We start from the raw sequence: 25,451 nt of genomic DNA on the forward strand, positions 1-25,451 counted from the left end.
TTGCAAATAACACACAATTTTCACACTTTTTAGATTATTACAAATAAGCAATATTATTTAGCTTGTTTTAATGATTGTTTAACTTTCATAACTGCATCTGCAGATAAATCGAGTTGTTGTTGCTCTGATTCTGATAATTTAAGTTCTATAACTCGTTCGACGCCTTGTTTGCCAAGTACGGTTGGGACGCCAAGGCAAATATCACGATAGCCATACTCCCCATCTAAAAATGCAATAGTTGGAAGAACACGTTTTTGATCTTTTAAAATAGCTATAACCATTTCGTATAACGCAGCAGCCGGTGCATAATATGCTGAACCATTACCTAATAAATTTACAATTTCAGCACCACCATCTCTTGTACGTTGGATAATATATTCTAGTTCTGAAGGTGATAGTAGCTCGGTAATAGGTACACCGTTTACTTGAGTAGACGATACGATAGGAACCATAGTATTACCATGACCTCCAAGAACAAGGCCAGTAATATCCTGTACGGATAGATGTAATGCTTCGGCTATGAATGTTTTGTATCTTGCCGTATCTAAAATGCCTGACTGCCCCATCACTTTATTTTTTTCAAAACCAGTGGATTGCAGCACGGTATAAGTCATCGCATCAACCGGATTGGTTAAGACAATAACGAATGCTTGTGGACAATAGCGGACAATTTGTTGAGAAATATCTTCCATAATACTTTCATTAATTTGAACTAAATCGTCACGACTCATACCAGGTTTTCTTGGTACACCTGCAGTAATAATGACAATATCTGAATCTGAAATATCCTCATAATTTGACGTTCCAGTCACAACACTATTAAACCCTAATACTGGTCCACTTTCTTGAATATCTAGCGCTTTTCCTTTTGACATACCTTCGAATTTAGGCTGGTCAACAATAACGACATCTCCAACCTCTTTTTGTGCTAATAAGAAAGCTAGTGTTGCACCTGTATTTCCTGCACCAATGACTGATATTTTATTTCTGTTTATCATATGGTTTCGCTCCTTTTATATTATTTTATAAAAATTTTAATGCATATACGTATTTTGCATACAAAATCATTTGTAGAAACCGCTTACATAATTACTTATAAATACAATTAAAATACTTCTGTCTGGGTGCATCTATTAATACTATTTCATTAAGATTTTAGATACACACCAGATAGAATGTTTAAGCGCTTATTCATTATTATATGAAACTTTTATAATGTTTCAAGCATATATCATCTTTTATTTATCCAAATATCTGATGGTGCAAACCAAAAACATAAATAATTGTAAAGAAAGCTGCTCCAGACAATAAAGTCAGTATTGCTGTTAATATTAATGTACGTTTAAAGTGTCTAACAAACGCTACAAATAATAACCCTAAATTATAGGCAAAAAACAAACCAAAAAAAGTCATTGTAATAATAATTTGAGAGTAAAAAATATTTGATAATAAAATAATTACTGCAAATATGAGATAAGGAATCATAATAAATCTAAATTCAAAGTTAAGCTGCTTTTGTTTAAAATCTTCATTATTCATTAACTTTACCTCCTGCTTAAAACGAAAAAGTTTTCTTACATATAATTTTATGTCAAAATCCACACTACAACAACATAAATGAGTTACTTTAAATTCTGCTCGTAAATAGCAACACTTTATTTTGACTTAATTTATTTAGAAGCAATTATAATTTAATCATTACAAGAACGAAAAAGTAGTATTCATTTAAACAACACAAACTTCATCGAACAATTATTTTATGTCACAACGTTAATATGTGTCGTTCTAATATACGACATTGCATACTTTGCATTTTCCCAAGCCACAGTGTTATAATATGGTTAACAAGGATTTCCACATGGAAACACCAATCCCCTCACTACTTGCGATAGTGAGGGGATTTTTTAGGCGTTGGCTATGCGTCGCCTATTTTTTCTTATTGTTACGCGTACGTAGCCAATACGTAAATAACGCAACAATACAACCACTAATAACTGTGGTTGTGATGTGAACAAGGATTTCCATCATGGGCAACACCTCCTCCCTGCGTCGACATTTGACGCCTGAGAGGTAGGCGACTTTATTATTATATCATCTATGTATTTGTAAAGATATCTCACTTCTGATATGCCATGTCATGTAAATTGAAGCATATCGAGATTATTGCGCAAACGTTCAACATCAATATGTTCACCAATGATAACTATTGTAAGTGGTACCTCTTTGTCTACCTCACCATAACTAGGTAATCCATGTGCATATTGAAACTCATAAATCACATCAGCACAGTCTCTAAAACGGACAAAACCTTTCAAACGAAAAACATTTTGCGGTAACTTTAATATAAATTGATAAAATAATTGTCTATCTATTGGTCCACTAAATGTATACTGCATGCTCTTAATGCCATGATGATGTGCATGCTTAGCTGGTGACTTCATATTATCAACATGCTTAATATTATTAAATGTAGTGATATCTAATTGACCAAACGTAGTGTAGCATGTGGTTGCTTGCGGATTAATTTGGGTTAACTCAGCGCTCAGTTTTTTCTGCTCCTGATCATTAATTAAATCCATTTTATTGATAATAATCATTGAACTATAGGCCAATTGTTCTTCCATTAACTCTACCGTTGTCAATGAATAACGATGTCTATGAAGAAATCGAGAAGCATCTAAAATCCCTATCATCTTAACTTCACTAATTAAATGAATCACTTCAGGATCCTGACATGCCATCATGATTTCTAAAGGATGTGCAATTCCAGTTGCCTCAATAATGATGTGTGTTGTTTGACCATCCGCAATAATATTTTTTAACTGCGCTACTAAATCTGCTTTTAAATCACAACAAACACAACCATTAACTAAAGCATTTATGGCAACCTCATTATTGAATGTTAAACTGTCAACGTCAAAAGTACCAAATTCGTTCATAATAATTGTGATTTTCTCATCAGTTTTTAATAAATATTGCATATACTCTTGTAGAAAAGTGGTTTTACCACTACCTAAAAACCCGGAAACTATAGAAATATATGTGTTTCTGCAATTATGTTTTTTCAATTTTTATTCTCTTTTCTATTTAAAATTTCTAAGTAAATGATAATGAATATATAAAAATTTATGTTTATACTTGATTATACGTGTGTTTTCTTCTAAACTTTAGTCATACTTTAATTTTATCATGACATTGAAATGAAATGTGTCAATAAATATATTTTGCACAACACTAACGGGATTTAATCCGAAAAAGAGAAAACGGATAGAATGTCTGGAGGAGAACTTTAATGTCTGAACATCACAATTTAAAAGAGCAGCTATGTTTTAGTTTGTACAATGCTCAAAGACAAGTAAATCGCTACTACTCAAACAAAGTCTTTAAAAAGTACAACCTTACTTACCCACAATTTCTAGTATTAAGTATATTGTGGGATGAGTCACCAGTAAATGTTAAAAAAGTCGTTACTGAATTAGCATTAGATACTGGAACAGTTTCACCACTTCTTAAACGAATGGAACACGTTGATTTAATCAAACGTGAACGTTCTGAAGTTGATCAACGTGAGGTCTTTATACACTTGACAGAAAAAAGTGAAGGCATCAAACCTAATCTTAAAGATGCTTCTTCTAAAGTGGCAACCGCTTCATCGCTTAGTGCAGATGAAGCACAAGAACTGAACCGTCTTCTAGGTAAAGTTATTAACGCATTTACTGAAAACAAAGAATAATTATAGTATCAGCGTCATGTGAATTAAAGTTGTAACTGTTATTTTTTTAAACGAAATCTTTAAATAAAATGTCCCATCAATTGATATTAATTGATGGGTTTTTTATGTACACATTGAATTCTTCTACCTAGCTCCATAGAAATGACTACTTTTTCCCTTTCCACTTTAATTTACTACGTGAAGGTTAAACATATCCATTCAAAAATAAATCGTCATTTCATGACGTATTCATAAATATCGTTTAATATACAACTTTAGTCTAGTTTATAAGTTCTAAACTAATAATCAGTAGCTAGGAATGAATTTAATATGCTATGATAATGTAGTAATTTTTTAAGATTCATGAATATAAATAAGATATTTAAGAAGGTAGGTTAATCTATGTTTTTACTTGAGTTAATCAAAGGTATCATTCTAGGTATCGTTGAAGGACTTACTGAATTCGCTCCTGTATCATCAACAGGTCACATGATTTTAATGGATGATATGTGGTTGAAATCCACTGATTTTCTAGGAAGTGAATCTGCTTTTACATTTAAAGTAGTCATTCAATTAGGGTCTGTTTTTGCTGCATCTTGGGTCTTTAGAGAACGTTTTTTCGAATTATTACATATTGGAAAACAACATCAAGCACCGATAAGTGAAGAGTTTCGCTCTAAACCACGTCGTTTGAACTTGTTACACGTACTTGTCGGTATGATTCCAGCCGGTATTTTAGGTCTAATGTTTGATGATTTAATTGAAAAATATTTATTCAGTGTTCCTACTGTAATGATTGGGTTATTTTTAGGTGCCATTTATATGATTATTGCGGATAAATATAGTGAAAAAGTTAAGCACCCACAAAATGTAGATCAAATTAATTATTTCCAAGCATTTGTCATTGGTATTTCTCAAGCCATTGCAATGTGGCCTGGATTTAGTCGCTCGGGTTCTACAATTTCAACGGGTGTACTTATGAAAATGAATCACAAAGCGGCATCTGATTTTACATTTATTATGTCAGTACCAATTATGCTAGCAGCAAGTGGTTTATCTTTAATTAAACACTATGAATATATTCACTTAGCACACATACCATTTTATCTTTTAGGTTTCCTAGCAGCATTTATCGTTGGGTTAATCGCAATCAAAACTTTCTTACATTTAATCAATAAAATTAAATTAGTACCATTCGCTATATATCGTATTATCTTAGTAGTAATTATCGCTATTCTTTACTTTGGTTTCGGCATTGGTAAAGGGATTTATTAATTTAATACATTGTGTATAGCACTATTTACTGATGGTGTTATTCATGAAAAGATTATGGAAAATATAGATACGTCTCTAATCAAATAATAATGGCAATTTCTATTGGAATAATGTAGAAATTGCCATTTTTCTTATTCAAACTATATTTACCATGTTGTAGTTGTAGACCTACTATTTTTCTTAAGATCAGGAATTAGTTCCTGAGTCCCTTTTTATAATGATGTCATTACTATTTAAACGAATATTTAGACATATACCAATACAGTATATTTATCGTTTATACTAGAGTGTCATAGGGTAATGAATAAGATAAGCATATGAACTGGAGGCAATATCTATGGATCAAAAGAAAAGACATCTAATTAAGACACTAATAAACGTTTTACCTATTTTTATTGTGCCCTTAGTTACTGAACGTAAACATATCAAAAATCATTCTGAAGTCAAAAAAGTAACTGCTGCAACATCACGTGCATCTAAAACTGTAGCTAATAAAGCTACTGACGTTAAAGAATTTGTTATTGATAAAAAACAAGAACATGATAACAAACGAGAATTGAAAAAAATTGCAAAAGAAAATGATCCTGAATATATTGAGAAAAAAGGCGAAAAATTAGCGAAGAAAAATCGCAAAGAAGCCGATAAAATGGATAAAAAACTTCAAAAAAATATCGAACAACGTCATAAAGAAGAAGCAAAGGCACGTGAAAAAAATGAGAAACAGCGTATAAAAGATTTAAAGAAAACTCAAAAGTATCAAGAAAAAGTAGGCCTAACACCCGGCGCATTAGATGATGAAACAGAGAAAAAAGGCGAAAAATTAGCTAAAGATAACAAACATGATATTAAAAAACTGGCTAAAAAGTTACAAAAAAACATCGAACAACGTCATCATGATGAAGAAAAAAATCGTGACAAGAATAAAAAAGCACGTATTAAAGAAATAAAAAAATATGAAGAACATGATGCTCAAAGTGTAACTAAACAAAATAATAAAGAAACACATCATGAGTCTTAACAAGATGACATCGATTATCATTGATGGAGATGCTTGTCCTGTCATTCAATCTGTTATTGAATTAACCTCAGGGACAGGCATTTTTGTTATAATTGTACGTAGCTTCAGTCACTATACAACGCAGACTTATCCAGAACACGTTAACACGATATATGTCGATGATGGACCGGATGCAGTGGATTATAAAATCGTTCAATTAGCGCAAAGTAAAGATATCGTTATCACGCAAGATTATGGTTTGGCGTGTCTATTGTTAAACAAAGTTAAAACAGTACTACACCATAAAGGCTATATATACAATAGTACTAACATTGACATGTTGATACAACAGCGTTATAACCATGCTCAACTTAGAGCACAAGGTGGTCGGCACAAGGGACCGGCTCCTTTTTCTAACAAAGATCAGCAACACTTTGAACATATATTTCGACGTGTACTCTCTCAAATATAGGAGGCATTTATCATCATGAAAAAAATTGCAGTTTTCTGTGGCGCAAGTAAAGGCAGTAATCCAACCTATGTCAACGAAGCATATAACTTAGGAAAATATATGGCGCAACAAGGTTATGAACTCATTTTTGGCGCTGGTTCTGTAGGCATTATGGGTGCCATACAAAATGGTGTACTAGATCACAATGGCACTGTTATTGGCGTCATGCCTAAAGAATTAGATACTAAAGAAATTACGAGCCAACGGGTTTCTGAACTTATTCTAGTGGATTCGCTTCATCAAAGAAAAGAGAAAATGGCAGAATTAGCAGATGCTTTTATCCTCGCTCCAGGCGGTGCTGGTTCGCTTGAAGAATTTTTTGAAATCTATAGTTGGACACAAATTGGTATTTATCAAAAACCGATTGGTATTTATAATTTAAACGGTTTTTTTGAGCCATTACATCAACTTATTATTCACATGATTCAAGAAGGCTTTATTGACGATAAATATAAAGCTTTAGCACCTCTATATCACACAAAAGAAGACTTACTACATGGGCTTCAAAACGCTAAACCACTTGGCGAAAGAAGTTACGATTAAAAAAATAGTCGCCCACACGAGCGGCTATTTTTTTATTTGAGATTTTTATAATACCTAACTTGCATTTTAAGTGGATGATATTTATTCAATTCAGGAAATTCGAAACGATCAAAGACTTTCATCCCTATTTTCTCCATCACTTTTCGTGACGATAAATTTGTCTCTGCCGTTAGACTGTATATGTCATAAACTCCCTTTTCTTGTGCATATTTTAGCACAGCTTCAGCGCCTTCAGTTGCAATACCATTTCCCCATACCTCTGGAATTAAACGCCAACCTATTTCATAAAATGGTAAATTATTAAATGGATATTGGCTATCTTTTGGAATATAATTCAGACCAATAAACCCAATCCACTCATTAGTTTCTTTTAATTCTACTGCAAATAGACCTATCCCCGTTGCTGTAATATTTTTTTGCATTTGTTTCATATCTAACGCTGAACGGCGATAACTTAATAAACTAGGAAAATAACGTCTAACTTGTGGATTTGCATTCAATTTTTGAAATGGTAATAAATCATTTTCTTCCCAATCACGTAATTTCAATCTTTCCGTTTCTATATAAACAGTCATTCTGCTTTCACCTCATCGCTTCATTCTGTAACAGTGCTCTATAAAAAGAAGCGCGTTATGAACAGAAACTCTTCATACCGCGCAACCTACTATATGTTTGTTCTTTGTATCAACTAAGCTTTCGAAATATAACTAATTAATTCGATATGCACAGGAATCTCTTTTAAACGATTACGCTGAGCTTTCGGTGCTGTAAAAATAGCATCAATGAAATCATTTTGATGATTTAATTTATATGTAGCAACAAATGTATCAAAATCCGAATCAAAGTTTGGCAAGTGTGCCACTACTCGATTGATTTCACCTGTAGAATCTACAATTGTACGTCCAGTTAACGTTTCTAATTCACGCCCTAATTCTGGTAAAGTAATATCTTGGCCTTCTAAAATACGAAAATCTTGTTCATGCATTGTTGCTCGCTCCTTTTAAAGTCGATATGTAAACTTGTTCATATACACGTTCTGTATTTATGGTTATACATACCCGGTAACATCAGACATAAAACGGCACAAATTTTTTAACTTGTGACATTGAATCATTGTTGTTGTTTTGGTTGCTTTGATTGCTTCTGTGTATCATTCTTAGTAGATTGTGATGACTGTTGTTTATGCGTCTTATCTTTATCTGTCTGTGTGTTATCTGTATTGTTTGAATTTTGATGCTGATTTTGTTGATCTTTATTTTGGTGGTGCGTTGTTTGATGTTGTGATGACTTCTCTTTACTTTTGTCACTCGTTTTTTCTTTATTATCTTTGTCATCATCTGATGAAGTACTTTGCATCTCTTCTACTTCTTTTTCTAAAGTCTCACGTTGACTTTTATATTTCTCTTTATCGCTTTTAAGTTTCTCTTCTTGCTTTTCTAAATCTTTTTTCTCTTTTTCTAATTTTTGTATATCTTGTTCTAAAGATTGCTTTTCATCATTTCCCTTACCGCATGCTGTTAATAAAAAAATTGCTGCTAATAATAGCACAAGCCCCTTCTTCATGTTTGACTCCTTTGAATATAAGTGAATACTATTATTTTAACATGAAACCACTTTCTAATCATTTGTTATAACTAATCGTGCTTTAATAAATGTTTATCTAGCTACTTATAGTAATTACGATAATTAATTTATTTCAACTTCTATGATATGATTAATCATAATTGATATAATAACTATTATTACTATATCTAAAGGAGCTTAAAATAATGTATGAAATCTACGTCTCAACTCATGCGGGAAAATAATGTCAAATCACTACGACTAAATAATACGGATAGAGAAATATTCGAGAATTACATGACGTATGTACGAGCAGAACTCAGTGTCAATCCGTATGATTCAGAACTAATGCTCAATCGTATATTAAAGCAATTATTGAAGGCAGAAGATAATGGTACCCTTGCTTTGGAATTTTTCAATCACGACCCTAAAGCACACGCAAAACAGGAGATCCGCGCATTGCCAAACGAAACGATCAATAATATTTTTAACTATATTTATCAAAATTTTATGTTTTTAATAGGTGTTTTTTGTTTTTGTAAAGGATTTATTGGGTTCTTTATCGGCGGCAATAACAACCGCATATATCTATACACCTTTCCAATTATTGTCATCATTGGTTTATTTATCATTTTTTTATTTATATGGATGATTTTCAAAACGGTTCAACTTCAATGTTTTAATAATAAAAACTTAGTATGGATATTAACCTACATCGTCATAGGATTACTTATTTCAGCACTCGTCTATGTATTCTTTATCCCACAATCATTCCTTGCAATCGGACCCTATATCACAATTAGCAACTGGCACTTTATTATCGCATCACTCATCATTACACCCATCGCATTCTACACAAAACACCGACACACCAACAAAAACGCCAACACAAGACTATAGGGGCCCCAGCACAGAGAAATGCACCAAGCATTTCTACGGACAACGCAAGCTGGGGTGGGCCCATCATTATGAACTTCCTTAAGAGACTCAACAGATAATATAAATCGGGACAACAATATAAAACATCATAAATAAAGAAACCAGTAAATGAATTTATAAAAAACTCATTTACTGGCTTTTTTCGATGAACGATGCCCCGCCTGGTGCGCATTTGTAAAACTAATTGACATGAGTCTGGAACATAATTATGTTTTAAGTTATGAACTCTATATTAGCAGTAGTTGACTGAATTAAAAATACGCTTATACCAAGCTTTTTCAATCCTAGTCATCCTTTTCAAAAAGATTAATACTTGAGATTTCTATCCAGCATCTTCTAGTTTATATCACAAATGCATCTATAAAAAACCATACAATCATGATAAACATGATGAACGCTTTGGCAATGTTGCTGGTTAAGAAAGCTACGATTGAACCCAAGCTTGCTTTAAAAGCTTTGTTCACATCGAAATCTTGCATAAGTTCAACTGCAAAAACTGCTACAAAAGGAATAATGATAATGCCAAATGGTGGGAAGACAAAACAACCAACGAGCACACCTATAAGTGCAACATACTCACTTATCTTTGAACCACCATATTTATTAACAAAATATTTATTCATTGCAAAATCAGAGATAAACATGAGTACCGTTAACACTATCATTGACACATAAAATATCCATGATAATTCACCATTATTAAATGCGAATTGATAAATTAAAAAACCAACCCACAACATCAAAACAGAGGGTATCACAGGTTTAATAAGTCCAACAAATGCCAAAATAAATGCGAAAATAATTAATAACCACAATAAGACAGTCATATTAAGATATCACCTTTTCTTCAGTAAATTTTTGATCTTTCGTGAAAAAGATTAGCACCATACCAATAAATATTGAGCTTGCTGATACAAAAAAGACATTTTCTAAACCAACCCACTGACTCATGGCACCACCTAATAAATTCCCACATAGCTGCCCAATTACCATCGCATTAGCAAAAAGTGTAGAAGCGTAGCCGGGAAAATCAGGTAAAATATCCTGAAAATAACTGATGCCTAAGCCAAGTAAAATCGCTAAAAAGAAGGCCAGAAAAACTTGCCCAAGCATCATCATATATATGTTATTAAAGATACCAATGCTAAAATAAAACGCACCACCACTTAGTGCTCCAACAATCAATAATGTTCTAGTTTGCAACTTAGTCGCTAACATTCCTAAAATCACCATGAATGGAACTTCTAATCCTGCGCATAAGCTTGCTAATGTCCCCACATAATCTTCAGAAATATGCAACTGTTTTGTTACAAACAACGGCATATTCATGGTATACATCCATTGCCCAATATGTAGCAAAATAAATGCTACAAAAGGCAAAAACAAGGTAACATCTTTCAACATATTCGGCGCTGTGGTTTCAATATGTGCTGTTCCACCAACTTGTTGTTCTCCTGTTAACTTTAAATCTTGATAAAAGAAGACCTGCAATAATAACGTAAATAAAATAATAGTAACTGTTCCTCCGAAGAGTCCAGCGTACCCATTAAAATGGATAAGACGTGAACCTATCAACGGCCCGAAAAGGAAGCCAAAAGAAAACATTGATCGTAACACTGTATTGGCAAATTTAGCATTTTTTCTGGAAGACGATATATTGATAGATTCTCTAGCAGAAGCATATAATTGAGGCATTGCTGGTGCAAATAAACCTTGAAAAATCGCATATGTAATAATAAATAACCAAATATCATGAATATAAAAATATATAGAGAAACTAACTGCCCCCATAAATAAGGCAGTAATAATTAAAAACTTACGATTAATATTATGCGTGTCTGAAAAGCGCGCGACTATAGAATTTATTGTAAATTGACTAACCGCAGCAAGCGCTAATAAAATGCCGAACTGATTGGTTGTCATACCTAATTCATTCGTCGCAAATAATACAAAATAGGGTACCGTAATTGCGATACCCATACCGAGAAGCATCATATTTACCACAAATAATTTATAGTTTTTAATATGGAGTAATGCTTTAAACATAAACGTACCCTCTATCCTTAAAATTAATTAATCTAAATGCCGACAAGGTTAACATGATACATATTGCGGCACGATATCCTATAAATTAGCGTATAAAGTTATACATTAAATTAACAAATGAATCTACTTGTGGCAACTGCAACATATTCGCTTCGTAACTCATAAATGTAGAGCGTATCAGTGGCTGACCTTCAATTAATACTTTTTCACATTCAAATTGATTTTTATCAATGTATTTCATCATAACCTCAGGTAAAATAGTTACTCCTACACCACTCAATAACATCTCTTTACATGTTCCAACTTGATCAACAGTAATGGTTGCATGGAAATCTTGTCCTAAGTTATCATTGTACCATTCTTTAATTTGATTAATATAAATGGGATCTGCTTGAAACTCAATAAATGGAAGTTTATCTACTTCTGCACGCTTATCTTTAGGGTAAATAAAGTAATGTTCATCATTAAATAAATGGGTGTTTGTTAGGTTCATAACCTTATTTCCCCGCGTAATCATAACATGATAATCACGATGATGTGCTTTGATATGTTCAGTCGAACCTACTTGAACTTGTATTTCAACATTTGGAAACTGTGTATTATATAAACTTAAGACATCTGGAAGCAATGTTTGTCCTATCAAAGAAGAACAACCAATAGATATCGTACCATTGACCTCTCCAATATGCGCCTGCATTTTATCGTAAAATAAACGTTCTCGCTTTAACATATCGCGAGCATGCTCAATAATCATAGCCCCTTCTGTTGTAGTAATGAGTTGCTTTTTTGTACGAATAAAAATATCTACGCCAAAATTATTTTCAATTGCTTTTAATCGCTGTGTGACAGCAGGTTGCGAAATATATAATAATTCTGCAGCTTTGCGCAATGTTTTTGTCTCATCCAATGTTATAAGTAATCTATAGTCTTCAATTTTCATAGTTTCCCCCTACAATCCTCTTGCTTATCCATACATAATAAAGTCATAACTAAAACGTTTAGGATTTAAACAGCGCCCATCATAACAATACTTTATAAAGTAAAAGTACTATTAGTGCATAAGTCATTATTTTGGTAAAACATAAAATAATTAAGTAGATAAACCTACATTATAAAAATACTAATTGTCTAATGTAAAATGTATTTTTAAACTCTTGCTAATAATGACAAGCTTCTGTAGAAAGTCCCATCCCTAACTTGCTTTGCTTGTTGAAATATTAACTGCATTTCTTTGTGTTGGGTCCACCCCAACTTGCGTTGTCCGTTGTCTTTCGCTTCGAAAGTCTTTGTGTTGGGGCCCCACTCCAACTTGTGTTGTCCGTTGCTTTTTGTTTTGAAAGTCTCTATAACGGTTTCTCTTGGCTAATGTTAAACATACATGATTTAAATCTTAGTCTTCTGTAAAGCGTTTTTTTCTTTTATGACGTTGCTGTGGTTGAGGTGGTTGATGGTGATGTCGTTTCGCTTTATGTTTCTTTTGATTCATTTTGCGGTAACAATGCATGATTCGTCGTTCAAGTTCATCAAAATTATCATTTATCTCAATCATCAATTGATGTGCTATCATATAGGCTTCATGATACTGTCTTTTAGTGATTTGTTCATTAACTAACGCATTCATTAAGTCATCTTCATCAACAAGCTCATACTTACCAGTAGGCAATACTAAGACATCTAGAAATAAGTCTAATGTTCTAGCATTACCTTTTTGTGTAATGTTTTTGATATTTATATCGAAATAATATTCTAACGGTTGGCCTTTATCATCAAACATTGCTGTAATACTGTACCGTTTCTTTTCGGGTAAAATCTGCAGCCATTGATAATGGTCATCAGCCACAACCATATGCTTTCCAACTACCGTCACCTCAAGCGGTTCACGTACTTTATTCATCGTCACTAAACCGATAATGCCCTTGAATCTTTTATTATTCACCTTAACTTCTATATATTCCCTTTCTATAAGGCGACGCCAGTGACGTTTATCAATATATTTTACTTTCACAGCCACCAACTCCTTGTCATTATTATATTAGACTAACTATCGTCTGTCATCTTATCCGAAACTTTGTATTAATTACATGCATTTATTTGACTTCGATCATTTATATTCTACTATATATTTATGAATTTTGGTAAAATCGATAATATTACTATGAATTTTGAGATTTAAACTAGATTTTCAAAAATTAAAATTTAAACAAAAGCATATCACTTGGTCCATAATGTATATACTCACATCTAAGCTAAAAATCACCTTCACATATCATTATATAATACCGTTGAACCACAAGAAAAATTCTAAAAAAAAAGAACACCTTGTGCCGTTAATAAGCACATGGCATTCTTATTTAATATGAAATCACAATTGTGTTTCAAGTTATGCGTCTATTCTACTGCATAAGCTTTAATAATCTCTTGGTGTTGAGGATACTTTTCTAATAATATTGCTTGTGCCAATAATTCAAAGTGTTCAAATTCAAATGCAGGTTGACACATGCAACCAACAATACCGTATCCTTTAGAATGTTTTAAACTTGAGGCAAATATCGTGCCTTTAGGAACAACACATTGCAAGACATCACCATCAGCAACATTTTGTCCTAACTGTTCAACATAGTATTTACCCTCTGTTGTAATCATATGAATTAAAAGCGTTTCACCACTATGGTAATACCATACCTCATCCGCATCAATACGATGAAAATGAGACACATCTGCATCTTTTAATAGAAAATATATACTGCTATATGATGCACGCTTTTTATCATCCGGTCGTAGCGTTTCTTTATAATAGCCTCCCTCGGGATGAGGCATTAATTCAAGTCGATTAATCCATTCTTCTGCAGATATCATTATTTTAAATCCACGTTATGGAAAACGTTTTGAACGTCTTCCAACTCTTCAAGTGCATCAACTAATTTTTCAAATGTTTCTTGATCCTCAGCTGATAATTCTATATCCGTTTGAGGTAACATTTCAAATTCTGCTACTTTGAACTCTTCTACACCTATTGCACGTAATGCTTCTTGCACTTGCGCAAATTGATCTGGTTCTGCATAGACAACAGTTAAGCCATCTTCATCAATAACATCTCTCACATCAACATCTTGTTCCATTAATGCTTCTAATACATCATCCGCAGACTTTCCTTCAATAGCAAATGTAGCAGTATCATCAAACATATATGCAACAGAACCTGATACGCCCATGTTTCCTCCATTTTTACCAAAAGCAGCTCGAACGTCTGAGGCTGTACGATTTACATTATTCGTTAACGCATCGACAATTATCATAGAGCCGCTTGGACCAAAACCTTCGTATCTAAGATGGTCAAAGTTTTCTTCTCCTGCACCTTTAGCCTTATCGATTGCCTTGTCAATGATATGATTAGGTACTGAATATGTTTTAGCACGTTCTAACACTAAGCGTAATGCTTGGTTTGAATTTGGATCAGGCTCGCCTGATTTTGCTGCAACATATATTTCTTTACCAAATTTAGCATAAATTCTGCTAGTGTTTTTATCCTTTTGGGCTTTTTTCTCTTTAATATTATTCCATTTACGACCCATAATGTCATCTCACTTTCGTTCTTCTAAATTAACACTATTTATTATACATGATTTTCCAACGATTATATATAACATACAGCACGTAAACATGCCAATTTAGTAACAATTCTATTATATCAATATATGTCCGCCTATCATTAACTCATCTTATATCCGATTGTTTTTATATTGATGATTGAGCTTAAATAAAATTAAAAATACTGACAAAGTAAACTTTGCCAGTACAAACAAACTTAGATTTCTAATAATTCTTCGACATCTTTAAATAAGTCATTAAAACTTTCAATATTGTCATCATTCATATAAATGAAAATTTTACGCTCATCTTCTTCTGAACGTTGTTTACTTAATTTTTCTTTGTCGATAAGTCGACGGATAGAAACAAGTAACTTCGTTCTACTTAAATCTAATTCTTCAATCGCTAATTTTAAAAACGATTGCATCAATACTTTCTCTTCTGAAGTATAATCTTTAGCAAGTTTTAATACTGCTAAATCATTAAGCGTCAACTTATATTTTTTATCTATATATTCTGACAATAATTTATGCTTCTTATAAAGATTTAGTAATTGATTTAATTTATCTTTACTCAATACTATTGCACCTCCAAATATAAGCGGACAATATATTATAATTATCTACTATGTTTTAGAGGTTGTCGTTTTCATTTGTTTAATATTCATTGCCAAAATTACCAACACATTTGAATTGAATTGCACTACGCATTAATTGCACACTATTTGAATATTTTTATGATTCTTAATGAATCATAACCTAAATTAACTTTAAAATAGTCTTTCCTGAAGTCATGTTCAATAATTCTCATAGTCGTATGTAAATGATCTTCAATTTCTTTTAATAATTCCTGAGTCCAATTGTATTTTTCACGAATATGGCGATTAATGATGTGATTGATATTACCATTTTTCTCGTCAACTTTTTCCGACTTAATTAATCGAATCGATTGTTCAGCTGCTTCTTCAAAATGAATTAATACTTCTGTATCACCGAAATAGGTAATTGATGCTTCGCTTTCAAATACTCTCCAATCATATAAGAATAATGTATACTGTGCCTCATTTTCTACTACAATATAATTATCTTTAATTGTTCTGGACTGGTTCATCATCCATTTAATTTGACCAATGATGATGCCTAACACCGTTTTAAAACCATTTTCATCAAAGATATGAATTGCATTAAACGAATTTCTACTAAAATATAAGTTAACACCCATACCATCAAATAACTCTGCCGTTTTCAAAAAGGTTTCAATAATTAATGGGGCACTGTTACTCAAGTCGTTTTCATTATTTAAAAATTGGTGGTTCTCTATATTTAAAAATATAACTTTGCTATATGATAAATCAATTTGTGTTAATATTTTTTCGATATTCTGATACTCTAAAATATTTTTTAATAATAAATGTTGACTATCTTCTAGTAAATATGGTTGTTCAAGGTGAGCATTATCAATAAATAAATAATCAAAACCGATACGTTTTATTTGTGATTCTAATGTTTTAAACATGACTGTTTCGTTAAGCAAACAGCTAATGTCTAAACCAAATCTTAAACCAAATTGCTTATTTTGAATTTTTAAAATAAGCCGATAAATTTCTTTTAGTTCTATTACTTCCATATCAAATACAAGCATGATAATACCACGATCACCATTTGCTAATGATTTCTTATAGTTTAAACGTTCTACTACTTGTACATAAATGCGCTCGATATAATCCATAATTTCTAATGATTGAATTTTAAAGGCAATATGCAAATTATTTGCCGCAATTTTTTTAAACATATCTCCAATTTCAGCATCACTCAGATTATTAATTAATGTTCCAATACCAAAATTAACATAGATAATTAAATTTTCTGTATTAATATTAGCTTTTCCTTTGATTTTAATAAAGAATAACTCTTTAAACTCTTCAACAGTATTAATCTGAGTTACAAGTTCAAAATTTTGCTTTGTTTTTACTTTATTGTTGTCTATAAATATTTTACGTTCAATATTTTCTTGATAATAATTAATCTGTTGTCTGAGTACTGTTTTTAAATGTTGTTCATTATCCTCACTTAACACTTCATAATTCATTAATAAATATTTATCCTTTATATTTAAACTTCGATAATCATTAGGTGTAATACCAATATAACTTTTAAACATTTTCGTATAGCTAGCCGAATTACTAAACCCTAATTTATCGCTAATATGACTAATAGTTGAATTTTCAGTTAACAAGTATTCAATTGATTCAGCAATTTTTAGTGAATCAACGTATTGTTTAAAACCCATGTTTAAGTTTTGGTGAAACTGTGCGGAAATGTTGGATTTTGAGGTGAATAAATTTTGAGATAGCGCATTTAACGTTAGTTTTTCATGAGAGTGTTTATTAATATATTCTAGTATTTGGCTAAGTTCCCCATAAAATAAAAATTTATATTGATTTTCAGCCGTTTCTAAATCAACACTTCCTTCTGTTGCTATTACTTCCACCATTTGTTTAATGTAGTTTTCATTACTAGTTATGGGCATTTGATTAATATAGTTAATCGCAATTTTAAGCATCAGTTGTTTTAATTTATTGATTGATTTTATTAAGTTCACAGAATACTTATAATCAAAAAATACATAATCGTGATTTTTAAACCAATCGCTCGTAATGTAAAGCATTAATGATTTATGATTCTGTTTAATTGTAAAAATATCTTTATTATTTATGATATATATTTCATCACTAATCGTAGTAGAATTAGCAAAATGCTGAATCGTCAGATCCCCTTGTATAGGTAAAATGACAATAATACCATCGATACATCGTGTTGGTTGATATTCTTCTTTAGTGAGGATTCGAAAAAAAGTATTAGTCATATATCTTCCTCTTTCTAATCTTGCTAGCTCATAACCCTTATATTTTACTTAACATAAAGTCCGCTTTTCCTATAATAATAAGCATAAATTTAACACAATCTAAATATATTAGCAAAAATAAACTAACATATTTATTGTTATGTTTTTTCTATTTTATTAATAACTATAAAATTACATAAAAAAATATTGCGCTTTGGGTTAGTGTAATTCTTCCGCTGATTATTGGCATGCTGTTGCCAAAACTTTACTACACTAAACAAGTAAAACAAAGCGCAAACATCTTTTGATTTAAGATATTTATTTTTCGATTAATTTCGAAAACGGTTTGCTAAGCTTAAAATATCAAGAATAATATTAAGCAAATTAATAAACAGATTAAAACCCATTTCTCTCGGTGAAAATTGACCCCGTTTCATTCTATTAAAATCATATAAAGTATATAGAAGAAACAGAAACAAGCTGACTACCGTGATAACCGTATAAAATACTGGATTATGAATAAACAGTCCAATAAGAGATGCTACAATCAGTGCCAGTAATGTTACAAACAAATATCTTCCTATACTTGATGCATCTTTTATAAAGAAAAAACCTATCACTCCAAAAATAACAAATGCACCAATAGCTAAGACAATATTTTTATAAAATACATCCGCACCTAAATTTTGTAAGTATGTTGTAAACATCGCGTATGATAATAGTCCCACGATAATCGCATAGATATGAGAAATAATCAAACCATATTTACGCGCTCTTTTAAATATTAAGGTAGAAAAAATAAGAACTAACAATCCTATAGACAACGGCATTCGCCATTCATCAGGAAGGTATTGTCCAAAATAACAACCAATACCAAATATAAGCCAATAATACATAAAATATAACCATACTTGCGAATACGCCCATGACTTAGATTGACTGTGATCTGTCATATGTCTTTGTTTCTTTGAAAAATCATTCATGCTATTGCTCCTTCCTTCAATAGTTATTTATAACACTAAGACAATAAGATAAACATTGTTTTATTGAAAATGAATAATCCAGTTGGATAAATGCATTTACATTTCATTTTTTATTCTCGAAATATTACAAATTAAATTTTTATATTGAAAATAACTTTCATAATTTCCATTTCTAACCCTTATGCAGCAACGTTTATAAATATATTTACATTTCATCGTCATTTATTAATAATATTACAAGATAGTAACAATACCCACAAAGAAAACTATTTTTGATAATATGGGGGTGTAGTGATAAATCGGAAATTAAATATTTAAATTAAAGTGCATGACTTAATGTGCATTTAAATATAAGGAGGACATGAACGTGAAAAAATTAGCATTTGCTATTACAGCTGCATCAGGTGCTGCTGCAGCACTTACACACCAACATGCCGAAGCCGCAACACAACACACCGTTAAATCTGGTGAATCTTTATGGAGTATCGCTCAACAGCATAACACAACTGTTAACGATATTAAACAAAGTAATAATCTTTCAAATAACTTTGTATTCCCTGGTCAAGTCTTATCAGTTGGTGGAAATAATACCAACAGTAGCCAATATAGTGGTCAAAATTCTTCAGCAACATCTCATACAGTTCAAGCTGGAGAATCATTAAATCTTATTGCCAATCAATATGGTGTATCAGTTAATGACTTAATGCGCGCTAATAATTTAAATGGCTATTTAATCATGCCAAATCAAACATTAAATATCCCAAGTGGTTCTGGCAATGGTGCTGGTTCTGGTGGCACAACAGTAACACCTTCAAATACAAACACAACACCAACATTTAACCATTCTAATCTATATACTTCCGGTCAATGTACTTGGTATGTATTTGATCGTCGTTCTCAAGCCGGCAAACCAATAAGCACTTATTGGTCAGATGCAAAATATTGGGCTGGAAATGCTGCTAATGATGGTTACCGCGTAGATAACTCACCTGAAGTTGGCGCAATTATGCAAAGTACACCTGGCCCATATGGTCATGTTGCGTATGTTGAACGTGTTAATGGCGACGGTAGTATTTTAATTTCTGAAATGAATTATACTTATGGTCCATATAACACAAATACTAGAACTATCCCTGCTTCAGAAGTTTCTAGTTATGCATTTATCCATTAATATAACAATAATCAAAGCGTGAGACCTAGCTCTTACGCTTTTTTATTTTGTTAAAAATTATCTTTCAAGTCCGTTTCACTCAAAAGATATAAATAGATAGCTTTGAACTTATTTATAACGGATTAAAATCTAACCGCCTAAAGTTTCTATTGGTAGCGTTATTGCATCATCATTTTATACATAAGACATCACATTCACTTAGTTTAAAGAAAGCCAACGGACAACGCAAGCTGGGCTGGCTGAGACAGCCCGAGTTATACACTACGAAGCAATGAATAATATGAATAAGCCAGTAAATGCATTTACTAAAAACGCATTTACTGGCTTATTTTTCTAAAAATGATGTCCTAGCCTGTTTTAGCAATATTTTAATAATAACTTATTATGCTTTATAAGAAAATATGCATAATCAAATAGATAATAGCTGCCAATACAGCTGAAATAGGTAATGTAATTACCCATGTGATAACCATACGTTGCGCTGTACTCCATTTTACGCCTTTCACACGATTAGCTGCACCTACACCTAGAATAGATGAAGATACAACATGTGTAGTAGATAATGGGAAATGTAGTGATGAAGCCACGAAAATAGTTAATGCTGATGATAAATCAGCTGCTGCACCGTTAGCAGGTCTAATTTTCATGATATTACCACCTACAGTTTTGATGATTTTCCAACCACCAATTGCAGTACCTAAGCCCATTGCGGTAGCACAAGCTACTTTAACCCATAACTGAGGTTCTACTTGGTGTTGCACATCAGCTACGATTAAAGCTAAGGTAATAATCCCCATTGATTTTTGAGCATCGTTTGTCCCGTGTGAGAAGGATTGCAATGCTGCCGTAAAAATTTGGAAAAATCTAAAGTTACGGTTAGATCTTGTTAAATTCGCATTTTTAAAGACAATTTTCACAATGGAATACATGATATAACCTACACAAAATGCAATGATTGGTGAAATAATCAATACGATAATAATTTTGGTAAATCCTTGATAATGAATATCCATGAAAGAACCTGTTGATGCAATTGCTGCACCTGCAATTGAACCAATCAAAGCATGAGATGATGAACTAGGTATACCATAAAACCATGTTACTAAATTCCAAATAATTGCTGAAATAATTGCTGCAAGTACGACAACGAGCCCATTATGTAATTCAAATGGATTTACAATATCCTTTGTAATTGTTCCTGCCACACCAGTAAATGTTAAGGCACCAATAAAATTCATAATTGCAGCTAATAGTATAGCTCTTCTCGGCGTTAAAGCACGAGTAGATACCGCTGTAGCTACCGCGTTTGCAGTATCGTGAAAACCGTTGATAAAGTCAAATATCAATGAAAAAACAACGATAGCTATCGTAATAATTAATACGTAATCCATCTTTAAGAACTCCCTTAGCTATTTTTCATAATGATTGTTTCAAAGTTATTTGCTACAACTTGGCATTTATCAGCGATTTCTTCCATGCTTTGGTAAATGTCTTTTATTTTAATTAATGTCATTGGATCGGTTTCACTATTAAATATATGCTTCATTGATTGACGTAAAATACCATCACAGTTTGTTTCAAATTCTTTAATATTAATAGAATGAATGCGCATATGTGATAATTTTTTATCTACAAGTAAGCCGACCGCTAATTTCATTTCAGCTACTGCTTTTTGAATGTTTTCAACAAATTCTGCCATATATTCATCAGTATATTCGATTGAATACATTTCAAACATTGCAGATGTTTCTTCCATTGCATCTAATACATCATCGATTGCGTTGCATAATGATAGGATATCCTCACGTTCAATAGGTGTAATGAATGTTTGATTTAAATCTGTAATAACTTGATGCATTAATTCATCACCGTGAGATTCATAAGTTTTGATATTGTCAGAATACGCTTTTAAATCTAAATGTGTATTGAAATCCATTTTACCGAATTCCATTGCTGCACGATCTAAATTGAAAACCATTTCTTCAAGTTGAACCATGAACTTATCCTTTTTCTTTGTAAACATTTTAAATCCTCCATTTAAGCGATTGAAAATCATCACTTCCGTAATTTAATACTACTAAAGACAATCCCTATTAAGAAAATTGTTACATTATAATCACTCTAACCCGATTCATTTTCTGACTTTTGTAAATATTTTGTAAGTATGTCATTATGCATCGCGATAAAATGTTCTCAAATACTGACTTTGTCCCTCTTTGAAAATAGCATAAAATTTACAATATCACAATTCTATTTACAAATTCTTTACAATTAGACAATGTAATCGTAATGCTTGATGCAATAAGTAACTGGAATACACTTTTTAATGACTGTATTTTAAAGCAACTTAATATATGGCCATAACACCATATCTATGAATGATATATTGGCAGTAGTTGACTGGATTGAACATATGCTTATATCAAGCTTTTTCAATCCTAGTCAACCTTGCCGGGGCAGGACTACGAATTCATAATGAATGCTGTCCCGCTTCCTCTCTGTTGGGGCCCACCCCAACTTGCTTTGCTTGGGGAAACTAATTTTATTAGTTTCTTTGTGTTGGGGCCCCTATATCGAGTGGCAGATGGTGCGTTTGGTGTGGTTGTATGTGATGATTGCAAATATGGCGTATATGGTGCTGTATATGGTCATAACGATGTATATAGGGCTTGTATTATTGGTTCCTATGATGTCCATGAATCCTCTTGAGATGAAGTAGGCGTGTAGTAGTGCAATGATGAGTGGTAGACCAAAGTTGAATGTGACTTTAAGTTTTAGTCCTTTTGTCATATCGTATTGGTTGAAACCTAATTTACGCAGTATGGAATAGTTTTCGAGTTCATCTTCGGTTTCATCCATTTGTCTAATATATATAATACAGCCTACTGCGATGAGAAATGTGATGCCTAAAAATGATGTCACAAATAGCACAATTCCTGTTATGCTGGATACTTCGCTTACAATCTGACTACGTGTTTCTAGTTGATGATTCATATCATTAACAATCATCTCCAGTTTAGGTACGTCTTTCCGGTGTGTTAAATCAAAGCCATATTGTACTATCTTATCTTTCTTTTTAGCATGTGTTTTAATTTTCTGATAGTCTGAATCATTCAATATAAACGTTGGGTCTCCTAAATCATTATCTTCTTTAAAATAAACGTCATGTATTACCTTGTTTAGTTTCACATTAATATGATGTTTTTTAGTACCTATACCTGTAGTACCATGTGGGTAATGTTTCATATACTGTCGAATTGTTCCATCAGGGATAATTAAATCTGCTTCACCTTTCTCTACGTTCCGATTAGGGAAAAAGGCAGCACTTGTGACATTAACATAATATGGTCTAGCAGTATCGCTATTGAATAATTTATTTTTATAAAGGTGTGTATAAATTAATTCTTTATAATTATAGTCATGTTCAATCTGTCGTTGATTTAACATATATGATAATTGATTAGCAGCAGCAGTTTGATTCGTTGTAACATCATATGGAGAGGCCAATAGTACTTCGTTCGTTAACGAGCTGCGACTTATTGCAGCAATACAAAGAACTGTGACAGTAATAGATGAAATAATCGCCATTACCGTTAAAGAAAAGGCGTTTTTACGCACACGATAGACTAAAGACGATGTAAATATGACATCACTCACATTCACAGACCCTTGTTTAAACCTTTTTAATAATTTTAAGACTAAAGATACAGAACTTCTAAAGAAAAAATATGGCCCTATTAATAATAAAATACAAATGATAAACAATACTGAAATATGTACAAAATCAACAAGATGATTCGTAATAAAGTAATAGCTTGTTGCGATCATCAGTAACCCTAATATGCCGAAGATCGCTTCCTTAAAACTCAACTTACTATTGCTTAATGCTTTAACTTCCGTATCTTCAAATAATTCTGTAAGCGAATATCTATAAATAAAAATAATCGATTGCACCATAGTTAAGATAAACGCACTGCCAATAAGCATACCAGTTTGTAACAGGGCTTCAGCACTAAATACAATTGGCGCAGTTGCTTTAGCGCCTAACAATTTCAAGACAATCATCAATAAAATTTTAGTGCTAAATAAGCCGATTAGAATACCAATAATAGACGTTACGAAATAAATAGCAATCTGCTCAACCATTACAATATGTACTAAATTACGCTTACTTAAGCCGATCACTTGATATAAAGCAAATTCTCGAAAGCGCCGCTTAACAAATAGCATATTTGAATAAATGATGAAAATAAGAATAATCACAAATAAAAAATAACTGCCAAATTGTGTTCCTTCACGGATGACATCGAAAGATTGATTAATATTAATATGGCGCACATACCTAATTGTGACAAAGCTAAAATATAAGACAATACTAATAATAAGTGACAATAAATACAGCGCATAATGCCTCATATTTTGTCTAAAGTTTTTCAAGATAATATGATTAAAATTCATGATGAACCCCACCTAAAACACTTTGTGTGCGAATAATTTCACGATAAAATGTTTCATCGTCATCATCCCCTTGATAGAGCTCAGTAAATATTTGTCCATCTTTCAACATGACTACACGATTAGAAAAGCTTGCTGCTAATGGATCATGCGTGACCATGATAATTGTCGTTTGTCGATATTTATTCATATAGACAAGTCGTTCCAATAAATCTTGAGAACTTTTGGAGTCTAAAGCGCCTGTAGGTTCATCTGCAAAAATAATTTTAGGTAATGTAATAAAAGCGCGTGCGGCAGATGTTCGCTGCCGTTGACCACCAGAAAGTTCTGAAGGGTATTTATCACCCAGTTCTGCAATATTTAATGTTTCAACAACTTTATGATAACGCTTCATTGCCATCTCTTTACTAATTTTTTGTACAGATAACGGCAATAAAATATTCTCTTTTACCGTCAATGTATGTAGTAAATTATAATCTTGAAAAATAAACCCAATATCCCGCTTACGCATATCAGATAGCGCTTTATTCGACATTTTTTCTAGTTTATGTCCAGCTAATTCTACTGAACCTTGTGACATATAATCAATTGATCCCAAAATATTTAATAACGTCGTTTTTCCAGAGCCAGAAGGTCCCATTATTGAGACAAATTCACCTTCATCAACTGAAAGATTAATACCTCTTAATACTTCCTGCTGCATATCTTTACTTCCGTATATTTTAGTTAATTCTTTAACTACTAATATTGACACAACAACACTCCTTACATCCATCTTCACTCTTAATTATAACGAGTCGATATATGTAACGCCGCTATCTTAA

At 32.1% G+C, this 25,451-nt stretch carries 27 protein-coding genes; 7 read left to right on the forward strand and 20 right to left on the reverse strand.

Annotated elements, in window-relative coordinates:
- Positions 1–53 precede the first annotated feature (53 nt).
- The 4 genes from mdh to HMPREF2864_RS06580 form a co-directional block, all read right to left on the reverse strand.
- Complete coding sequence (mdh, locus tag HMPREF2864_RS06570) at positions 54–995, reverse strand: malate dehydrogenase (protein ID WP_172452328.1); 942 nt, start codon at positions 993–995, stop codon at positions 54–56.
- A gap of 247 nt (positions 996–1,242) precedes the next feature.
- Positions 1,243–1,539: a hypothetical protein gene (locus HMPREF2864_RS06575; RefSeq protein WP_002479378.1), complete on the reverse strand. Its 297-nt coding sequence runs from the start codon at positions 1,537–1,539 to the stop codon at positions 1,243–1,245.
- Between the two features lie 387 nt (positions 1,540–1,926).
- Positions 1,927–2,028, reverse strand: a complete 102-nt coding sequence (locus HMPREF2864_RS12065; protein WP_014533356.1) for a type I toxin-antitoxin system Fst family toxin — start codon at positions 2,026–2,028, stop codon at positions 1,927–1,929.
- A gap of 107 nt (positions 2,029–2,135) precedes the next feature.
- The gene (locus HMPREF2864_RS06580; RefSeq protein ID WP_037543081.1) at positions 2,136–3,068 is read right to left on the reverse strand and encodes a CobW family GTP-binding protein; all 933 of its coding nucleotides are present in this window, start codon (positions 3,066–3,068) and stop codon (positions 2,136–2,138) included.
- A 224-nt stretch (positions 3,069–3,292) separates the two neighbouring features.
- Between HMPREF2864_RS06580 and HMPREF2864_RS06585 the strand changes: the two genes are divergently transcribed.
- From HMPREF2864_RS06585 to HMPREF2864_RS06605, 5 genes are all read left to right on the forward strand, one after another.
- On the forward strand, positions 3,293–3,733 hold the full coding sequence (locus HMPREF2864_RS06585; protein WP_070545062.1) for a global transcriptional regulator MgrA: 441 nt from the start codon (positions 3,293–3,295) through the stop codon (positions 3,731–3,733).
- Between the two features lie 381 nt (positions 3,734–4,114).
- Positions 4,115–4,987, forward strand: a complete 873-nt coding sequence (locus HMPREF2864_RS06590; RefSeq protein WP_070545064.1) for an undecaprenyl-diphosphate phosphatase — start codon at positions 4,115–4,117, stop codon at positions 4,985–4,987.
- Between the two features lie 337 nt (positions 4,988–5,324).
- The gene (locus tag HMPREF2864_RS12150) at positions 5,325–6,005 is read left to right on the forward strand and encodes a hypothetical protein (RefSeq protein ID WP_002459786.1); all 681 of its coding nucleotides are present in this window, start codon (positions 5,325–5,327) and stop codon (positions 6,003–6,005) included.
- 4 nt (positions 6,006–6,009) lie between these two features.
- Complete coding sequence (locus HMPREF2864_RS06600) at positions 6,010–6,456, forward strand: YaiI/YqxD family protein (RefSeq protein WP_070545066.1); 447 nt, start codon at positions 6,010–6,012, stop codon at positions 6,454–6,456.
- 15 nt (positions 6,457–6,471) lie between these two features.
- Entirely contained in the window at positions 6,472–7,038 is a 567-nt protein-coding gene (locus HMPREF2864_RS06605; protein ID WP_002459788.1) for an LOG family protein, read from the forward strand.
- Positions 7,039–7,070: 32 nt separating this feature from the next.
- Here HMPREF2864_RS06605 and HMPREF2864_RS06610 read toward each other — a convergent pair whose 3' ends face one another.
- From HMPREF2864_RS06610 to HMPREF2864_RS06620, 3 genes are all read right to left on the reverse strand, one after another.
- Positions 7,071–7,613 (reverse strand): GNAT family N-acetyltransferase, encoded by a 543-nt coding sequence (locus tag HMPREF2864_RS06610; RefSeq protein WP_070545068.1) that lies wholly within the window; start codon positions 7,611–7,613, stop codon positions 7,071–7,073.
- A 113-nt stretch (positions 7,614–7,726) separates the two neighbouring features.
- On the reverse strand, positions 7,727–8,023 hold the full coding sequence (locus tag HMPREF2864_RS06615) for a hypothetical protein (protein ID WP_002459790.1): 297 nt from the start codon (positions 8,021–8,023) through the stop codon (positions 7,727–7,729).
- A 125-nt stretch (positions 8,024–8,148) separates the two neighbouring features.
- Complete coding sequence (locus HMPREF2864_RS06620) at positions 8,149–8,601, reverse strand: SA0632 family lipoprotein (protein WP_002459791.1); 453 nt, start codon at positions 8,599–8,601, stop codon at positions 8,149–8,151.
- A gap of 210 nt (positions 8,602–8,811) precedes the next feature.
- On the opposite strand from HMPREF2864_RS06620, the gene HMPREF2864_RS06625 reads away from it, so the two are divergent.
- Entirely contained in the window at positions 8,812–9,501 is a 690-nt protein-coding gene (locus HMPREF2864_RS06625) for a DUF1129 family protein (protein ID WP_002459792.1), read from the forward strand.
- Positions 9,502–9,881: 380 nt separating this feature from the next.
- On the opposite strand, the gene HMPREF2864_RS06630 is transcribed toward HMPREF2864_RS06625, so the two are convergent.
- The 9 genes from HMPREF2864_RS06630 to HMPREF2864_RS06670 all read right to left on the reverse strand — a co-directional run bounded on the left by HMPREF2864_RS06630 (position 9,882) and on the right by HMPREF2864_RS06670 (position 18,971).
- Positions 9,882–10,367, reverse strand: a complete 486-nt coding sequence (locus tag HMPREF2864_RS06630; protein ID WP_070572149.1) for a DUF456 domain-containing protein — start codon at positions 10,365–10,367, stop codon at positions 9,882–9,884.
- A 1-nt stretch (position 10,368) separates the two neighbouring features.
- Positions 10,369–11,586: a sugar efflux transporter gene (locus HMPREF2864_RS06635; RefSeq protein WP_070572151.1), complete on the reverse strand. Its 1,218-nt coding sequence runs from the start codon at positions 11,584–11,586 to the stop codon at positions 10,369–10,371.
- An 85-nt stretch (positions 11,587–11,671) separates the two neighbouring features.
- Positions 11,672–12,526 (reverse strand): LysR family transcriptional regulator, encoded by an 855-nt coding sequence (locus HMPREF2864_RS06640; protein ID WP_002459796.1) that lies wholly within the window; start codon positions 12,524–12,526, stop codon positions 11,672–11,674.
- A gap of 450 nt (positions 12,527–12,976) precedes the next feature.
- The gene (locus HMPREF2864_RS06645; RefSeq protein WP_070545070.1) at positions 12,977–13,591 is read right to left on the reverse strand and encodes a ribonuclease FAU-1 family protein; all 615 of its coding nucleotides are present in this window, start codon (positions 13,589–13,591) and stop codon (positions 12,977–12,979) included.
- Between the two features lie 383 nt (positions 13,592–13,974).
- Positions 13,975–14,442, reverse strand: coding sequence for a cupin domain-containing protein (locus tag HMPREF2864_RS06650; protein WP_070545072.1), 468 nt, complete (start codon positions 14,440–14,442; stop codon positions 13,975–13,977).
- Complete coding sequence (locus HMPREF2864_RS06655; protein ID WP_002459799.1) at positions 14,442–15,158, reverse strand: YebC/PmpR family DNA-binding transcriptional regulator; 717 nt, start codon at positions 15,156–15,158, stop codon at positions 14,442–14,444. The genes HMPREF2864_RS06650 and HMPREF2864_RS06655 overlap by 1 nt, the downstream gene beginning before the upstream one ends.
- A 233-nt stretch (positions 15,159–15,391) precedes the next feature.
- Complete coding sequence (locus HMPREF2864_RS06660; RefSeq protein WP_002459800.1) at positions 15,392–15,751, reverse strand: transcriptional regulator, SarA/Rot family; 360 nt, start codon at positions 15,749–15,751, stop codon at positions 15,392–15,394.
- 143 nt (positions 15,752–15,894) lie between these two features.
- Positions 15,895–18,039, reverse strand: a complete 2,145-nt coding sequence (locus HMPREF2864_RS06665; RefSeq protein WP_060795728.1) for a helix-turn-helix domain-containing protein — start codon at positions 18,037–18,039, stop codon at positions 15,895–15,897.
- 308 nt (positions 18,040–18,347) lie between these two features.
- A complete protein-coding gene (locus HMPREF2864_RS06670) occupies positions 18,348–18,971 on the reverse strand; it encodes a Bax inhibitor-1/YccA family protein (protein ID WP_371089515.1) in 624 nt (207 codons plus the stop codon).
- Positions 18,972–19,368: 397 nt separating this feature from the next.
- Between HMPREF2864_RS06670 and HMPREF2864_RS06675 the strand changes: the two genes are divergently transcribed.
- Positions 19,369–20,172, forward strand: a complete 804-nt coding sequence (locus tag HMPREF2864_RS06675) for a CHAP domain-containing protein (RefSeq protein WP_002479388.1) — start codon at positions 19,369–19,371, stop codon at positions 20,170–20,172.
- Between the two features lie 389 nt (positions 20,173–20,561).
- Here the strand turns inward: HMPREF2864_RS06675 and HMPREF2864_RS06680 are convergent, their stop codons facing one another.
- The 4 genes from HMPREF2864_RS06680 to HMPREF2864_RS06695 all read right to left on the reverse strand — a co-directional run bounded on the left by HMPREF2864_RS06680 (position 20,562) and on the right by HMPREF2864_RS06695 (position 25,381).
- The gene (locus HMPREF2864_RS06680) at positions 20,562–21,563 is read right to left on the reverse strand and encodes an inorganic phosphate transporter (protein WP_002459804.1); all 1,002 of its coding nucleotides are present in this window, start codon (positions 21,561–21,563) and stop codon (positions 20,562–20,564) included.
- A gap of 14 nt (positions 21,564–21,577) precedes the next feature.
- Positions 21,578–22,195 (reverse strand): DUF47 domain-containing protein, encoded by a 618-nt coding sequence (locus HMPREF2864_RS06685; protein ID WP_002479389.1) that lies wholly within the window; start codon positions 22,193–22,195, stop codon positions 21,578–21,580.
- Between the two features lie 545 nt (positions 22,196–22,740).
- A complete protein-coding gene (locus HMPREF2864_RS06690; protein ID WP_070545075.1) occupies positions 22,741–24,630 on the reverse strand; it encodes an FtsX-like permease family protein in 1,890 nt (629 codons plus the stop codon).
- Positions 24,620–25,381 carry an ABC transporter ATP-binding protein gene (locus tag HMPREF2864_RS06695; RefSeq protein ID WP_002479391.1) on the reverse strand — a complete coding sequence of 254 codons (762 nt, stop codon included), beginning with the start codon at positions 25,379–25,381 and terminating at the stop codon, positions 24,620–24,622. The genes HMPREF2864_RS06690 and HMPREF2864_RS06695 overlap by 11 nt, the downstream gene beginning before the upstream one ends.
- Between the last annotated feature and the right edge of the window lie 70 nt (positions 25,382–25,451).

The sequence above is a fragment of the Staphylococcus sp. HMSC059F04 genome, from assembly GCF_001812565.1.
In the GTDB taxonomy this organism is placed as follows: domain Bacteria; phylum Bacillota; class Bacilli; order Staphylococcales; family Staphylococcaceae; genus Staphylococcus; species Staphylococcus lugdunensis.